At 34.2% G+C, this 16,936-nt stretch carries 11 protein-coding genes and 1 CRISPR repeat array; of the genes, 7 read left to right on the top strand and 4 right to left on the bottom strand.

The features are described from left to right. The first annotated feature begins 190 nt into the window (after window positions 1-190). The 5 genes from H1R81_RS09035 (at window position 191) to H1R81_RS09055 (ending at window position 8,002) form a co-directional block, all read left to right on the top strand. Entirely contained in the window at window positions 191-790 is a 600-nt protein-coding gene (locus tag H1R81_RS09035; protein WP_181840382.1) for a hypothetical protein, read from the top strand. A gap of 89 nt (window positions 791-879) precedes the next feature. After that, window positions 880-1,470, top strand: a complete 591-nt coding sequence (locus H1R81_RS09040; RefSeq protein WP_181840383.1) for a hypothetical protein — start codon at window positions 880-882, stop codon at window positions 1,468-1,470. Window positions 1,471-2,536: 1,066 nt separating this feature from the next. After that, window positions 2,537-2,983 (top strand): hypothetical protein, encoded by a 447-nt coding sequence (locus H1R81_RS09045; RefSeq protein WP_181840384.1) that lies wholly within the window; start codon window positions 2,537-2,539, stop codon window positions 2,981-2,983. Between the two features lie 112 nt (window positions 2,984-3,095). Then, complete coding sequence (locus H1R81_RS09050) at window positions 3,096-4,328, top strand: IS256 family transposase (protein ID WP_181840385.1); 1,233 nt, start codon at window positions 3,096-3,098, stop codon at window positions 4,326-4,328. 1,361 nt (window positions 4,329-5,689) lie between these two features. Then, a CRISPR array of direct repeats spans window positions 5,690-6,846; the repeat unit is 37 nt; unit sequence CATTAAGAGGTCCTTCCACTAAAATAAGGATTGAAAT. An 814-nt stretch (window positions 6,847-7,660) separates the two neighbouring features. Continuing rightward, complete coding sequence (locus H1R81_RS09055) at window positions 7,661-8,002, top strand: hypothetical protein (protein WP_181840386.1); 342 nt, start codon at window positions 7,661-7,663, stop codon at window positions 8,000-8,002. Window positions 8,003-8,711: 709 nt separating this feature from the next. Here the strand turns inward: H1R81_RS09055 and H1R81_RS09060 are convergent. Further along, window positions 8,712-9,479 (bottom strand): M15 family metallopeptidase, encoded by a 768-nt coding sequence (locus H1R81_RS09060; protein ID WP_220275195.1) that lies wholly within the window; start codon window positions 9,477-9,479, stop codon window positions 8,712-8,714. 375 nt (window positions 9,480-9,854) lie between these two features. On the opposite strand from H1R81_RS09060, the gene H1R81_RS09065 reads away from it, so the two are divergent. Beyond that, window positions 9,855-10,331, top strand: coding sequence for a hypothetical protein (locus tag H1R81_RS09065; protein ID WP_181840387.1), 477 nt, complete (start codon window positions 9,855-9,857; stop codon window positions 10,329-10,331). Between the two features lie 1,027 nt (window positions 10,332-11,358). Next, entirely contained in the window at window positions 11,359-13,503 is a 2,145-nt protein-coding gene (locus tag H1R81_RS09070; protein ID WP_181840388.1) for an O-antigen ligase family protein, read from the top strand. Between the two features lie 45 nt (window positions 13,504-13,548). On the opposite strand, the gene H1R81_RS09075 is transcribed toward H1R81_RS09070, so the two are convergent. The 3 genes from H1R81_RS09075 to H1R81_RS09085 all read right to left on the bottom strand — a co-directional run bounded on the left by H1R81_RS09075 (window position 13,549) and on the right by H1R81_RS09085 (window position 16,780). After that, entirely contained in the window at window positions 13,549-15,594 is a 2,046-nt protein-coding gene (locus H1R81_RS09075) for a 3-coathanger stack domain-containing protein (protein ID WP_181840389.1), read from the bottom strand. A 52-nt stretch (window positions 15,595-15,646) separates the two neighbouring features. Continuing rightward, window positions 15,647-15,961 (bottom strand): LytTR family DNA-binding domain-containing protein, encoded by a 315-nt coding sequence (locus H1R81_RS09080; RefSeq protein ID WP_181840390.1) that lies wholly within the window; start codon window positions 15,959-15,961, stop codon window positions 15,647-15,649. 180 nt (window positions 15,962-16,141) lie between these two features. Then, entirely contained in the window at window positions 16,142-16,780 is a 639-nt protein-coding gene (locus tag H1R81_RS09085; protein ID WP_181840391.1) for a response regulator transcription factor, read from the bottom strand. Window positions 16,781-16,936 lie beyond the last annotated feature (156 nt).

The raw sequence follows: 16,936 nt of genomic DNA on the forward strand, positions 1-16,936 counted from the left end.
TAAGAATATAATTATTCCTGCATTTATTGATATCTATTATATAATGTAGCATATTCTTATTGCATTATTCCAATTTAGTTAGTAGCTTATGAGCTTTTAGCTACTTTGGATACAACGAAACTTTATAACTGTAAGCTATCTATGTGCTGATAGTTTCTATGATTGACAGGTAAGACCAAAGTAAATTAATATGGAAATTACGTATAAGCAATATCCTTTATTAGCATATACCTCAATTAGTAAAAAAAATATTCCTGATGAACTGGTAATAGGTGCGGTGAGTAAGAAAATGATCGAAAAGATTCTTTCGCATAAGGGCTATACTCATTTTTTTTTCTTGCTAGGGACTTTAAAGCATAAAAATTATCAACCTGCTAATTATTTTTTAAGCCAAAAAATTCAAAATCTTCTTTTGAATGAGGAAAGGTGCAGACATGCCTCTCTAATGGAGTTTTCAAAAAAAAGCCATACCCGATATGGGTGTATTTTGATGGAAGATGATTATAGCTGTGTCTATATCTGTTTGAGTAAAAAAGATGCCTTCTACCTGAAAGGCCTCGATGATTCCTATATTGGGGTAGGATACTACAAAAAGAATATTTTGATTGGATTTGAAGAGGGAATCATTGTAGGTGATTCTATAATTCTTCAAGCCAATGGTATTTATCCTAAGGAAGCAAATGAGTTAGATTACCTGACATTTTGTATCACTACTTTGGGCTATGCGATTAACAATAGTTATATACTTGATATTCATGAAGGGGATGAAAAAATTTTTATGTTAAAGTAAAATGATTTACGTTATAAATTGAATAAAAAACACAGCAACTGATTATTCAGCAATAAATTAATAAAAACAATTGACCAAAAAAGTAACCAATGAAAAAGTATGTCTTGATAGGCGTTATTGCCTTGTTTTTGCTTGAATCAACACAGAAAGTATTTGCACAAAGAGAAACGTTAGCAGATTTGTTAGAAAAGACTATTGTCCTTTCAGAAAATGCTAAAACCAATGAATTAAAAGAAGCACTTGTATCGGCAAGTTTTGCACTGGAGAACGAGGCTTATACGAGAGGAAATGAAATGAAACCCCAATTATTGAAGCAAGCGAAAATATTAAAAGATTTTATTCCCATGGCCTCAGAAGGCACATTGAAAACAGAAGCATTAAGTAGCGTTGTCAATACCACCAGATTATTACTTGGGGCTAACCGTATAAATAATCTATTAGAAGACGGGAAAGATGGACTCTTAGGAAATGCGAAAGAGATTACTGATAGTATCAATCTTTTACAAGCAGGCAAGTCAGTTTTGGAGGATGAAAAACAGCAAAGATTAAATGATTTATTAGCGGATGTGTCAAAAATAGTCAAGCAGTTGGATGGGAAAGAGGGTAATGCTAAAAATGCTGCCTCATCTGCGAAGAAAACCTTGGAGAAAATAGTACATTTAGTGAAGGAAACTATTTAATAGAATCCATTCAATCTGTGATACATAATTGTTGTAGGCGTAATCCTATTATCATCATAAGTTTTTAGGAAAGATTTGATGAATTAGTTAACTCTACTAAAATAGGCGAAGGTTATTCTCAATTTACCTGCCTATCTATCTAAAGAATTTCTTTTCCTAACTTTATAGAAAAAAAAAGAATTGGCAGCAAGGAAAACTTTCGTTAGTATTTCTTTTATGGGCATATATTTTCGCTAGTTGAACAATGTTTTTTGAGCAGGAATTTGAAGAAGATTCTAACTTTTGTCCTTATATCTAAGTGGGAAAGTTATTGAAGGCTTGCTATTGATTATAGAGTTATTAGTAATAATTGCCTATTAATAAGGAAATAATGCGTTAAATCAGCACAATTCTCTTTGTGTACTCGATTTTTTAAAACCAGCATTGCATTATTCATAAATCCCTACCAAGTACCTAATGAATTTCTAGGAATTCATGAATAAAAATGCTAAACGCAAAAAGCAGGAATTTATAGTCTATTAATCAAAGAACGTTACTTATCCAGCTATATATAACCTTTCTGAATTTCATCAAATCTGCTATTTTGAGGACATTTGTTTCTTCAAGTGCTTTAATGTTGCCTACTGAGTCTCATTAATAGCCACTTATTTATTCTTTTCATTCTTGCCTTTAATAAAGTGGAAAGGGTTCTTTTATCTGCATAATAATAGTGCAGTTTTACTGAGAATAAAATTTATACAGGGATGCTCAACTTTATACCTGAGTGCCTAATTCAATTGGTATAAGGTCTTATAATAGATTGGTTTATTGCTTTTGCTAAATGAATTTTGCGTGTAGTATAAATTTATCTTGCTCCTAAAGCAATCCTTAGCATAGCATGGTCAATCGAATAAGATTTAAGAAGATTTGACAAATAAACTCATAGAGAACTTTCGAGAGCTAATGCAGTTTATACTAAGAGAGAACTAAAATAAAATAAATCAGAGGTTATCGAATAAGATGAACTTTGTGTTAATTTGGGTTTTCAACCTATAATCATCTATTACTTTGTGAAAATACACATGCTATGAAAAGACGCAGAATTAACAGAAAACGAAAGTGGTTTCCATATTTAATCATTTTACTATTATTGCTCTTCCTCTTTGGGGTACTATATAAGTTATATCAGGAGCCATTACTAAAAAAGAAGGTAAACGCATACCTAGACAAAAAGGTAAATACGGAATCTCCATTAGACAGTACATTTATTGGAAAATGGGAATCATATAATAATACAGCAATAGATGTTACTATATACAAAAAAAATGGCAGGATTTTTATACATGAAAATCTATTTGACAAAGCAGTATTCAATGAAGAATTAATCCCTGACACATTAAATACGGGCATAAAACTTACCTATAAAACAAAAGATGAAGAGTTTTTGGGTGAATACTTCATCATTGATAAGAAGAAGAATTTGCACTATTTCAATAAAGAAGGTAAAGAATTAGTAAAAAAAGAACCTAAATAGAGTTTTTATATCATCCATGTAGCCCTTGAATTTTGCATACGAGACTATTTTTTAAACTGTGTCAAGTAAAAGTTTTAGCAATTTTATAACTTTACTTAAACACAGTTTTTTTATGGAACCGAATCAAGACTTCAATTTCGAGGAGTTCAAAGCTGAAGCTATTAAGGGGCTTTACTCAGGTAAACCCTTGACAGGCGAAAATGGGATTTTTGCGCCTATGCTCAAACATTTTTTAGAACAATCTTTACAGGGAGAGATGGACTCTCATTTGTCATCAGAACGAGCAAATGGCTCTGTCAATAGGCGTAATGGAGTATCAGTCAAGAGAGTGAAAAGTAGTGCTGGGGAGTTTGAACTTCAAACACCCCGAGACCGTTTGGTAAATTTTGAGCCAAGTATAGTTCCCAAACGACAAGTTGTATTGACGGAGCAGTTAGAGGGTCAGATTATTTCGATGTATAGCCGAGGTATGAGCTATTCGGAAATAGGTAAACATTTACAGGAAATCTATGCTTATAGCCTATCACCAAGTGAAATTTCGAGCATTACTGACAAAGTCATACCAATGCTTCGAGAATGGCAACAGCGACCCTTATCTAGTGTTTATGTAGTAGCCTGGTTAGATGCCATGTATTATAAAGTTCGTGTAGATGGAAAAGTAACGACACGAGTGCTTTATAGTGTTATTGGGCTTAATTTACAAGGAAAGAAAGAGGTTTTAGGTATTTATTTAACAGAAAGTGAAGGTGCTAAGTTTTGGCTAAGTGTCTTGCAAGACTTTAAAAATAGAGGAGTAGATGATATTTTCATAGCTTGTGTAGATGGTTTAAAAGGTTTTCCAGAAGCTATCGAAGCGACCTTTCCAAAGACTCAAACACAACTTTGTGTCGTTCATCAAATCAGAAATTCATTACGCTTTATCCCGCAGAAACATCTTAAAGAATTTATTATAGACTTGAAAGCGGTTTATCAAGCCCCTGTCCTTGTTGTAGCCGAAGAAAACTTATTAGTATTATCAGAAAAATGGGGAAAAATTTATCCCAAAGCTGTTGAGGGCTGGATTAATAATTGGGAGAAGCTATCAGTGTTTTTTCAATATTCACCATCTATTAGAAAAATTATTTATACCACTAATACGATTGAAGCATATCATCGTCAAATTCGTAAATTAACAAAAACTAAGGGAGCTTTTACGTCTGATAATGCCCTACTGAAATTGGCATATTTAGCCATTATTAACATGGACAAACTTTGGAATAAAACCGTTTTTGCCTGGAAAGAAATTCTCTCAGAAATCACTATTATTTTCGCTGATAGGATTGGAAAGGAAGATTTCGAGTTATAAGTTTTGGTTGAAAAAACCAAAACTTATAACTCGCTCAAGTTAATTTGACACAGTTTGAAAAATACTCCCTTGCATACAATTTTTCATCCTATCTATTTCTAAAGATAGCAATAGGGCTACAGAATACAACTCTTTCTATAAATCTTTATAAATGTTCTTAAATTGGTTCTGTTTATAAATATTTATATGCTTTTACTTGAATGAGTATAAAAATTCCCTTAAATTGGATGGAATTTTTCATATAATTAATTATTTTTAATGCTGTGACAGCAATCTTTTTAGCATGTTTTTTATCTTTCGGCTTAGGGATAATAGTCGGTGTTTCTATTATGGTTTATAGAAGAGAAACTCATAAAGAAATAATTCACAACTCTTCAGATATCAATCTCCTTGAGTTTATTAATTTAAATTAAAAGTATAGAATAGAAACAAGCGGTTCTTCTATTGAAAAAGTTTCTTTTTAAGTGGTCTAACTGAAGAGAGAAACGGACTTATATATTTTATCAGATGCATATGGAGTTACTTTACGGTTGTTAACCATTCAAAAATGTTATAGGAATAAAATATTGATTATTTAACTGCGATTTCCTCATAGGCCAGAAATAAAAAGCATGGAGTAGAGAATAAATAATCAAAATATTTGAAGAGGTAAAAATTATTTGTTATGCAGAACTATATTGATAAAAGAAACCATATGATGTCGTTTATAGCCAATAAGTTTATTCCAGTAAGATCAATTTATGCTATATAAGGCTGCTTTTATTTATAAATATGCCATAAAATAAATTTACTTTAAAGAAGTTATTGGTTTTAATTAGTTTTGAGCGGAGTGCTTGTTAGTGAAGCGCTCGTTGTAGTTAAACATAGTAATAGAGTCTCAAGACATTGTCTTGAGACTTTCTATTGTAATTAGGCTCCTGTAATTGATAGTCAATTAATTTAAAATTTAGTTTTTGCATCATTGATTAATAACTACTAAGTAGTGCCAAAGCAAGTATGAGATAAAATATTGTAAAAGTACTATTTCTTTAAAATGAAACTTATAGCCCTACTTATTCTTAAATACTTATATTGTCCAAGTAGAGCACTATCAGGTGATTTAGAAGTGAAAAAACATATCCAGCAATTAGAACCAATAAAGATTATAGCGATAGATGGTTTATGTAGAGGATTCCACCTATTAATTTATTTTTTATTCTGCAATAAGGTTATATATATAGCTGATAATTAAATAGTTATGTTTACGGAAAAATATCAGAAAATACTTAATAACAGTTCTTTAGCACGGGGTAAAATAAAGAATATTAAAAGCAAAATCCGGATTAGTTTGGTGATAATCAAGTTATTATATCTATAGACGACATTAAGAGGTCCTTCCACTAAAATAAGGATTGAAATGGCGTGGATGGTTCTAACAATAAGTGCATTAAGGTTAGCATTAAGAGGTCCTTCCACTAAAATAAGGATTGAAATTTATTATACAGTAAACATGGGGCCAGTTGTAGCTCCTCATTAAGAGGTCCTTCCACTAAAATAAGGATTGAAATAGCGTCATTAAAAGGAATGGCGTTCAAAATACTATTCATTAAGAGGTCCTTCCACTAAAATAAGGATTGAAATGCTACTGACAAACAACTAAAAATCATACGTGTAGCCATCATTAAGAGGTCCTTCCACTAAAATAAGGATTGAAATCTTGTATACCTGATGTTTTGCCGTCGTTTTCGAGTACCATTAAGAGGTCCTTCCACTAAAATAAGGATTGAAATATAATCGACCTGGAATACTGTTTTGGCGTGATGTGGCATTAAGAGGTCCTTCCACTAAAATAAGGATTGAAATCCATTATGAGATTGAATAGATGTAATAGGTAGTTTGCCATTAAGAGGCCCTTCCACTAAAATAAGGATTGAAATTTTTTAATTGATAATACCGATCCCCCTTTTTGGCATCATTAAGAGGTCCTTCCACTAAAATAAGGATTGAAATGTGCTAAATACTTTATTGAACTCATCTGAGGCATCGGACATTAAGAGATCCTTCCACTAAAATAAGGATTGAAATATAACCTGAAGAGCTGCTGTTATATTCACATCATCATCATTAAGAGGTCCTTCCACTAAAATAAGGATTGAAATGCAATAGGCGGCAATACTTCCAACAAAAACAGCGTATCATTAAGAGGTCCTCCCACTAAAATAAGGATTGAAATCAATATTGCCATCAACATTTTGCCCCCAAAGCACCTTTGGCGGTTGTCATTAAGAGGTCCTTCCACTAAAATAAGGATTGAAATATTCTTCTATATGCTTGTCATCAAATAAGGCAATAAACATTAGGAGGTCCTTCCATTAAAATAAGGATTGAAATAACGCTTTTAAAATGGAATATTCGAATGAGATAAAGCATTAGGAAGTACTTCCACTAAAATAAGGATTGAAACTCAGTCAATTCGATTATGTATCTTAAGCCTCTCATTTTCATTAGGAGGTTCTTCCACTAAAATGAGGATTGAAACCCAGTAGTCGGATAGAAATAGAAGCCTTGTGCAGCTTTATTAGGAAGTTCTTCCATTAAAATAAGGATTGAAACACCAATTATCTCAAGTATCTGCCATTTGGTGACTACAGACATGAGGAGGTACTTCCACTAAAATAAGGATTGAAACTATTCCTCACCAGTTTCAGTTATTCTACAATTATTAACATTAGAAGGTTCTTCCACTAAAATAAAGATTGAAACAAATAAGTAGTTACTAGAAGAGAACAGTAAATCCGTATTAAGAAATTTTTGGAATAAAATAAATATTGATATTCAATTAAGCTTAACATGCTATTTTAGGTATTGAGTGCATGATAGTCACGCTTTTCACGAAGTTAATAGTATGTACAGTGAAAACTATCACATTCCTTCACTGATTTAAAAATGCTCTCCGAATCTCTTTGCATTTTTGAAGCAGTTGCTTGAGTGGCTCAAAACTGGCGTTGTTAATTTTGCCTAATCTTCCTTTCTTTGCATTATCAAGTGAAAACTTGATGGTATATGGACAGTAGAAAGCCACTTACTAGGTGGCTTTTCTCTCTTATCATTGCTCAGTAGGAGTAACTGTGATTTTTTTCAGAAACACTTCCAATAGCATAAGTATTGCAACTGACCTTTATTAGCATATTCTTATAAAATGTTATCTTTTTGAAAATCATTTTACAATTACTTTAAATCAATTCATTGATAAATTGTCAGAACATCTGATAAAACTTTCATAATTTTAATAAGTTTTAATACTAAAATTGATTGTAGGTAGTTAGAATAGTGTTTTATAGTTTTAAATTATTATGGAAGTTCTGAAAAAGAAGAAATTGGCTCTATTAATTAGTTTTTTTATACTGGCCATCCAAGCATATACACCTCCTAAATTTAGATGTTCCATTATTGCTGATGGGCAATGTCTTTTAGGTAAAAATATGTTTATTAATAATCCCTATATCAATTCGACCTTTAAAGTTACCGTCAGAACTTACAGACAGGAAGGTACTAAAAAGAGTAAAAGCGATAAGATATATAAAGTTATTGCAGGCGGTCGGATTTTTCTTGGTTGTACTAAAGAATCGCTCTCATCCTACCCCCACTTTGTTGATAAACAGTATGAAATTATAAATGAGACAAGAATATTGTAATTTCAATCAGTAAAAAGAGTTTAAGAGAAATATAGGATTATACAATTGATAAGGTCATATTCCCCTAAGACAATAATTATTCTTCTATTACATTTTACACAAACAGCCCTCCCAATCATCAAAACATTATCATTTAATACCTATTATTTTACTAAATTGTATTCCTTTTCAACTATGCACTTCACCTGCAGATTAATCATGTTATTTTCTTTATAGTTAATTCTATAGAAGAGAATACCGATAGGGTTGTAGGAGGCGCATGTGATTCAATATCTTTTGCTTCTATACTTGTGCATCGTTTACACTTGGTGGTAATTCTTTTCATGCGAATGTCTCTGAGAATGGAATACTTTGAAGAGGTGCCCAAATAAGGAATATCAGGGAGTATGATAAGCTGACTATTTAGCAGCATAGTCTCAGCCGTTCGTGTTCTTTAAAACAATTGTTTATGTTATTCAACCATTAAAGACCACTTATTACATACGACTTTTATTAAAGGAGCATTCTTATACTATTATTGAATGATAACTTTAAAACCCTTCTTTCCATGGATTCGTACTTGAGTAAATTTACCCTGAAAAAAGCCTGTCAAGTGACAGGCCTTTTACAATAAATAGTAAGAATAATAGAGAATAATATTAAAACAAAGAAATTGCGGTTTTGTTTTAACAAGACATTACTAGGTTTATTTCAATGTATATTGCACAGGCTATTGGATAATCTTATACAATTCTTTTGCTTTAGATCTAGCCAAAGCATTAAAATGCCACCATTTGTTGTTACTTTTAAAGTATCCCGCTTTCGTCATGGCATTTCTCAGAATGAGTCGGTTATCCACCTGTTCTTTGGTTAATTTATCCTTTGCCAGCATCTGATTTTCCAGAACCGGTGAAGCAAGTTCTCCGAAATACTCGTATTCAGTACCCATATCTAATATTTTCTTAGCAGAGGTATCATAGATGGTAAGGTCAACTGCTGAGCCAAAATTGTGGTTTGAGCCTTCGGCAGGATCATCTACAAAGTTGACTCTTTTGGCAGGTGGAATAGTATCCAATGCTGACCAGAACTTTTGTTGTACTGAGAGTGGACGGGCAGCATCATACACCAAAAGGCGTAAATCAGGATGCTCTTTCTGAAGAATTTTATTGGCATTAACAAGCATCTCTGCAGGTTTTTGCTGTAAATAACCATGTATCAATTCGCCATACAGGTCAGTCTGTAAAAAGTTATCTGTCGTTGAATATTTAAGTTCAACCATAATAGTTGAATCAAGCGATTGAATATCAATTAGCCCCTGACTGATTATTTGTTGTTCTAATGCCGCAATATCAGTTCTCACGACTCTAGCCACTGTATCCTGAGGTGTATATACTGAATCTTCCTGCACGGTAAAGGTGATGTCATTATTGGAACATGAACAACGGGCCATTAGAAAAACTGTCATTGCCAGCAATGAAATAAGGCTAGGTTTTGTCATAACAAAAGATTTTTTTAAATATTTGATTGATTTTTGAGAATCTTAAGAATTTAAATATAAAGATATGTTTATTTTTATTTTGTCAACAAATTTAACCTAAAATCACGTATTTATTACATCCAATTCTCATGGGTACTTAATTCAAAATACTAATTATTTCATAGAGTTCTCCAGTTTGGGCTTTCTGACCCGACATGACCACTCTGATTTTTCTTCCCGGATTTAGTTGGTATAAAATCAAGTTTGAACAGGTATTTTGCAATATTTGACTGAAAGACCTACCTTAAAATAAAAAGTACTATTAAATATTGTAATTATAAGCTATTTTTGTTCACCCGTAAAAAATAACAGATTTACCTTATAAGAATTAAAGCTATGGTAGTGATATTTGTTGTGACGATTGTTTTAATAGCTTGTCTGGCTATTGTGCTCCCTGCATTAAAAAATAAGAAATTAAGTAACAATTACTTTCAGAATGAAATAACTTTCAATAAAATACCGGAGCCAAAAACTGCACTAAGACTGATAGAGTATGGAGTCGCATTCATGGTAATCGGAGGATTATTTGTAGTATTTACTTTGTTTCTCTATATAGATATTCCATTCAGTAAAAACAGAGATTCTTTAAACGTATATAAAGAAGCGACGGATGCAGGTTTAGGCAATAAAAAACGAGATTTTCTACTATCTTCAGTAGTTTTGCTTATTTCAGGAAATATCATGCTTCTCATTGGGAATAGCCTATTTCTCAATACTGAAAGTGTCCCTCAACGCCAAATTACTAAAAAAGAGGAAGCTATAAATGACCTCTTAGAGGAGGATATAGTTTTAGACCAGGAAATTTTGGTTTAATAATTATTGCTTTCTTGAGTTTTTTCTTTCAGATTCATCTATTTTACCAACTATTTATAGGATAACCCCATAGAAAATGCCCGATTCAATCGGGCATTTTTCTAAGTTAACATATTCATTTGCTACCGCTTAAAAAGATTTTTAGTTTTTTTTAAAATCTACGCAACCTTTCTCATTGACTTTCCGTAAATATTACAAAATATAATAGCTATAATTATATTTCATTGAATTTGTCATAGTAATTGTAGTTTATATTTATAGACTAGGATTATTGAAGCAAGAAAGCCCAACAAACCGGGCTTTCTTGCTTCAATAGCATAGGTTTATTCTTTATTTATAAAGTGTATTTCTGTCTATAACCGCTAATTTTATGCTAAATCTCATTTCCATTCAAACTGAAAGCATTGCTAGGTTGCTCGTAGGATGTATTTTTTATATTCTGCTAGCATTAACTATTCTTATTATTTCTCCATTCATTTTTGCTGTTATGATCATTGATACTAAAAATAGTATTAATCAGGTCATTACTAACCTAAAGTTATTGCATAGGAATAGAGGATTTTCTGAGTTAATCAGAACAAAATTATAAAATTCAGTTTTTATTTTCTTTATAGCCATGAAAACAGCGCCTTTCTAAAAGCTTACTCACTTTTCTAATGATAGGACGCAATTAACTTCTTTTAAAAAACATCTGATAAATCTACCATTTTGAATAATTATTCATTATTGGCAGAGGCATATTACTTACTCAATGGATACTGGGCTTCCAATGTTAGAGAGAAGTTGTTGAAATCACTATTAAAAAGGTAAGATTAATTTTAACTATTGGGTAAGCTAGTGCCAAAAGTTCCTGAATCAGCGTAATTCTATCTATGGAAAGTTTTTGGAATTCCTTCTATTGCTTTACAGAAGGCCCATCTAATCTTTGCTAAGTGAATGACCGTAAAATAAAATCAGCAACAAATGTCATAACAATATCAACAATATTATACAAATTACATTCAATAAATCTTTACTATTTCATTGAATGACCAAACCCCTTACACTCCTCTGTACATTTCTTTTATTGCTCATTTTGTTCATCCCTCTGATTTATGATAATAACGGATTTTATGGGTATGTGGTGCCTAAAGCCCTCTTATTTCAGTGTTCGGTAATTTTCGGTGGAATAGCTGTTTTAGTGGTTACTAAACCGAATAAAACGATTAATTATAACGCTCTTTCACTAGCGATTACTGTTTTTTTAGTAATCAGTACCCTGAGCAATTTATTTTCATATGATAGCTTACTAAGCATAGGAGCTACCTTTGAGCGCATGGAAGGCGCAATTCATACGATAGTATTGGGCATATTTTTCTTTTTATTACAAGCGCTGATAAAAGATGAGCCTCAACAAAAAAACATTTTTCTATGGATGCTCATAATAAGCAGTTTGGTAGCCATAGTGGGAGTGATCTCAGGTAAAGAAGTAGGTGAAAGGCTGATTTCTACCATAGGCAATCCTGCTTTTTTATGCTTTTATTTGGCCAACCATCTTTTTTTAATTGTGCTGTTTTATCTGAAGTATCAGCCTAAGTACAAATGGCTTCTTTGGGTAAATAGCTTTATTCTGCTTTGGGTGATAATTCAGACGCTAACCAGAACCTTCTATATAGCCTTGGTGACGGCTGGTTTTGTGATGGCGGTGATTTATGTACTGAATCAGGTGAAAGAAGAAAAAAGGCGTAAGGTAGTATGGCAAGGTTTGCTAATTTTTCTGGGGGTCTTGCTTATCTTATATCTAATAAGCCTGGTACCTTGGATCAGGAGACATTATCCGATTACCCGCTTAAAAGATACCAGTTCTTTAAGTGCACGTTTTTTGGTATGGGGGATTGCTGTTAAAGGATTTGGTGAACATTGGTTGTTAGGGTGGGGACAAGAAAACTTTAATTATGTCTATGCAAAATTTTTTAACCCTGCTCTGGCCGCTGATGGAGTATGGTACGACCGGTCGCATAATGTATTTTTGGACTGGTTTGTATCGGGTGGTATAGTAGGAGGTTTATCATATATTTTTATCTGGATAAGTGCTGTGTATTGTATCTGGAAAAGTAGTTTGCAATTTTTGCTTAAACTGGTACTAACAGGGTGGGTGGTGTTTTACTGTAGTTTCATATTCTTTAATCCTGATAGTCTCGTAAATAGTATTTTTGCTATGTTTTTATTAGGCTATATAAGTAGACAAAGTGCCACCAGAAGTCTCAGCCTTCCTATTGTTTTTCAGAATTTTTCTGTTGTCAGGCTTTTGGTAATTGGTATTTTAGTGACGATTTTCTATCAGTTTACCTATAGCAATATCCGGTCTTACAGTGTTTTCTCAAGAGCCATAGCCCAACCCACCATTGAAAACCTGATTGCATTATCTGATAAAGCCTATACCATCCGGTCAGCTGTAAACCTTAATATGGTAGAGCAATTAACCTTTATGCACAAAACGGTGATGAACAGTGGACTATCACCTGAGCAAAAGCAACTCTATACAGTAAATCTCAAAAGACTGATCGAAAAGGAGCTTCAGAGACATCCTCCCTCAGTAAAGTTACTTGAACTGCAAGCATCAGTTGAGCTTACGGAGAATAATATTGTAGCAGGCGAACAGACATTGGATAAAATATTGGTCTTATCGCCTGAGTATGTGACAGCCTTTATGCAAAAAGGGAAAGCGGCCTTTGCTCAAAACAGGTATGATGAAGCCCTATTGAATTTTGATAAAGTAATTGAAAAAGCTTCAGGAAATGTGCAGGCCAAACTTTTCAGGGTATATGCCAATGCCTTAAAAAATTCTAATTATAATGTAGCACAGGGTCTAAAGGATATACCTAAAAAAGACTTAGACCTTCATATCGTGTTTGTCAGGGAGATTTTCTTCAGCGCAAGAAACCCTCAGGCTTTTGTAGATTGGTTGTGGGATGGGGGACTGTATGGCATTTTTGTCTCTAAAAGATCAATTTTTGAATGGATGACCGCTGCCTACCAGAATAAAGATTTAACCAGTGTGGACAGATTACTGCTTATCTATAGAGAAAATTTTGCCTGCAATAGCCCGCTCTTAGCTAGAATAGCGAAAGAAGCCCGAAACGGGGATCCTATTGCGCAAACACTGGAAGAATTATTTAGGGAATGTCCCTAATAAAAAGGATTTCATAGCATTTCTATGAAATCCTTTTAGGGTATACTAATTACATCCTCCTGTACTGGCTGTAAATATGGTTCCGGTATCCGCTGTAAAGCCTGGGGACAGTGTAATGCTTTTGGCTTCATACGTTACCTTAGTGCCATTCCCTGTTATCCAGTTGGTGGCAGTAATTGAGCCATTACTGGCCGATGCCTGTCTTAAATTGCCATTGGCATTGGGATTACTAGTAATATCATTGGTGGGGTGCGTCAGTGTGACGGAACTACTACATGCGGAGACTATCACCTGAATAGCATTACTGTTAGGGCTTGTACAGGTGGTATTGGTACAGAGGGCTGTGTAAGTACCCGTAGCAGAGACGACAATGCTCGTACTGGTTGCCCCTGTTGACCAGACCACGTTGGCATTGCAATTACTTGCCTGCAAAGTAACTGGTGAACCTGAATAGGTAGTAATGGGAGAAACCAATGGTGTACAGGTACCTGGGTTTGCTCCGGCACAGGCATTAATTACCGGTGTTGTAACGGCTTGGGTACTTGTGGTACTTGTCGAAGTTGAATAATTTATACAGGTTCCATTATTAAGCAGGTTGGTAAAAGAGGCTCTTACCCAATATTCACTGGCTTCATTTGTACTATATTGATGGCCAGTTGCGCCATTAATATCAGTATAATTCTTCATCCATTGGAATGTCACCTGGGTAGAGGGAGTACTACTTGCGGTTAACAGAGTCGGATTACAATCTGTAGGGCCTACTGTTTTAACAATCTGAACCATTGTTGATTTTACAGTAACTGTATCGCTGCCCGTACCTCCGCAGGTTTCTCCATCAAAACAGCGGGCATAATATTTTGAGCCATATGGGCTACCAGAAGCGAATACTGAAGACCCGGTGCTTTGCACATAGTCGGAGCCTTGTCTGAACCACTTAATTGTCTGGGTATTAGCACAACCATTCGCAAATAACTGCCCTGCTCCACAAACATACACAGTACTGGCCACCGCTGTACCGTTTTGATCTCTGATGACCGGTTTTTGTATAGGAGGTGTACCCGAATTGGTAACATTGATGGCCGTCGATGTATTGGCACATCCATTTTTAGAGACAGTCAGGGTATACGCACCTGGACCTTGCGTGGCAATAAAAGTAGTACTTGTGGCACCGCTAATAGGTACGCCTCCTTTATTCCATTGAAAAGTCACCGAACCCGATCCCTGAAAGAACATATAGTCATAATTCCATTCCATGGTAACTGCGTTTCCGGGACAGACCTCTGTTGGCGTAGTAGGAGAGATGGTTGGCGTTGGCAGAAAGTTTATCTGTGGTGCATATCCATTGGCAGTACAGGAATTGGTAAATGGTGCAGGGATATTCACCTTGACCGAATAAAAGCCTGAACTAGTGGCAGTATAATTTTTATTTATAGCCGATGGAATATTATTACCTTCTCTCATCCACTGATACGAAGGCGCTAAGGGAAACGAAGTAGAACTGGCATTGGAGATTTCTGCGGTAAGTTCTACTGTCAGACCACTACAAATAGTTGGGGGAACAGTCGTTGGTGTAACTTTCAGGTTCCAGACAGGTACCTGTAGGAGATTACTTTGTGTGCTGGTACAAGCGCTCCCATCCCAGCATTCTGCATAATAATTAGAATTAGTATTAGGGTAACCAGTAAAGGTAGTGCCTGTACTCTGGAAGAAACCATTCTGATACCATCTTGTAGTATTACTTCCACAACCGGTAGCCGTTAGAGAAATACCACTACAACCAGCAAATGTTGAAGAAACGTTGGCATCGGTAAAGGCAATAGTAGGTACAGGCAAGACAGGGCAATTCACATTTACATTGTTTGATGAACCGGTTGAAAAATTCAGCAACTGGTCTGTAAGGAAACCAGCTATTCCTTCATAAAGGTTTTTTACCTTTGTCAGTGTGGTTTCTTCTTTTGCTGCCTTTTCAGCAGCGATTACCAGCTCAAAATTTTTAGCGTTGGGTTGAGTAGTTTCTTTCCAGTATTCAATGCCCTGGTTGAGCGCAAAGAGCGTACTGATAACAAAGGTGATAGGTATAATTTTTCTCATATTTTATCAGGGTATTAATTTTTATAAAAGAGGGTAATTAAGAGGCGATGTTTTACTGGAGTTCTAATACATTCCGGAGAGCTCTGTTCTTACGCCGAGATATAATGAAGGTTTCACCGTTGTCCAGAATGACTTTATTACTCCAATAATTATAAGCCTTAATGAACTCTTTATTGACAATGATCTTCCGGTTGATCCTGATAAAATTACCCGACTCTATTTTATCATTTAATCTTTTGATGGTAGTGGTAGAAATGATACTTTCCTCCTGACAGGTATAAATGGTAGTATAGTTAATATCAGCTTGCAGGTATCTGATATTGTCAATTAAGACTTGTACTTTTTTAGTAATGTATAAGAATTCCATCGTATAAAAAATAAGGTTTGCATGCTACAAAAATTTATTTTTATACGCATTTACCCAATAAGCACTTGATGTAATTCTACTACTCAGAATGCGTAGTTTTGGGTGAATTCAGACAGAATTGACAAACGAAAATAGGTCTTATACACCCTTGTATATAAGACCTGGGAAAATCAAAAAATATTATTGGCTCTGCTTCCAGAACCACCGCATCATATCTTCAGTTTTATGAAATCCTAATTTTTTTCTGGCATTATCCAGGTGCTTTCTCACAGTTTTTTCAGAGATAGACATCTGGTCTGAGATATGTGTGGTAGAAACCCCATGAAGCCGGTAACTTAAAATTTTATTCTCTTGTTTCGACAAAGCATTATTGAAGCTGGCATCCATAGCTAAACTTTCTCTGACATCCTCACTAATGGATTTTTTATGCTGAAGTGTTCGGTGAATAGCTTTTGATAATACGCCTTCAGGTTCAGTTTTAAGGATATATCCATCCACATAAGGTAAAATTTCTTTCACTAAAAACAATTTTTCCTCTTGTGTATAGATAATAATCTTTAAGGAGGGATACCTTGACCTTACTTTCCTGATAATATTCTGAGAGCTAACGCCTCTGAACCAATAGCTGATAATGAGAACATCGGTTGGACATTGAATTATTTTTTTTTCAATGTCATCGATTGTTTGAGCGATGGCAACAACTTTAAAGTCTCGGTTGTTTTTTAGCTCAACCGTTATACCATTAATGATGGCGGGATAATCGTCAGCTAATAAAATATTCACCTGTTTGTTCATTGTCAATGCAGCTATGTATTTCAAAAGTTATAGATAATTTTGAGGCTTACCAAGATATTTTTATTATCCGGTCATTAAGCTGTTAGCATCTGTACTATTGTTTCATACCATAAAGAAAAATACTTCATTTAATATTATCTGCGATTTAATCTGCACATAGGAGTCTATTGGTAGCAAACA

Origin of the sequence: Emticicia sp. BO119 (assembly GCF_013912375.1) — a bacterium.
GTDB lineage: Bacteria > Bacteroidota > Bacteroidia > Cytophagales > Spirosomataceae > Emticicia.

Coding starts and splice junctions, on each gene's coding strand:
- H1R81_RS09035 (WP_181840382.1), top strand. CDS start 191: ATGGAAATTACGTATAAGCAATATCCTTTATTAGCATATACCTCAATT.
- H1R81_RS09040 (WP_181840383.1), top strand. CDS start 880: ATGAAAAAGTATGTCTTGATAGGCGTTATTGCCTTGTTTTTGCTTGAA.
- H1R81_RS09045 (WP_181840384.1), top strand. CDS start 2,537: ATGAAAAGACGCAGAATTAACAGAAAACGAAAGTGGTTTCCATATTTA.
- H1R81_RS09050 (WP_181840385.1), top strand. CDS start 3,096: ATGGAACCGAATCAAGACTTCAATTTCGAGGAGTTCAAAGCTGAAGCT.
- H1R81_RS09055 (WP_181840386.1), top strand. CDS start 7,661: ATGGAAGTTCTGAAAAAGAAGAAATTGGCTCTATTAATTAGTTTTTTT.
- H1R81_RS09060 (WP_220275195.1), bottom strand. CDS start 9,479: ATGACAAAACCTAGCCTTATTTCATTGCTGGCAATGACAGTTTTTCTA.
- H1R81_RS09065 (WP_181840387.1), top strand. CDS start 9,855: ATGGTAGTGATATTTGTTGTGACGATTGTTTTAATAGCTTGTCTGGCT.
- H1R81_RS09070 (WP_181840388.1), top strand. CDS start 11,359: ATGACCAAACCCCTTACACTCCTCTGTACATTTCTTTTATTGCTCATT.
- H1R81_RS09075 (WP_181840389.1), bottom strand. CDS start 15,594: ATGAGAAAAATTATACCTATCACCTTTGTTATCAGTACGCTCTTTGCG.
- H1R81_RS09080 (WP_181840390.1), bottom strand. CDS start 15,961: ATGGAATTCTTATACATTACTAAAAAAGTACAAGTCTTAATTGACAAT.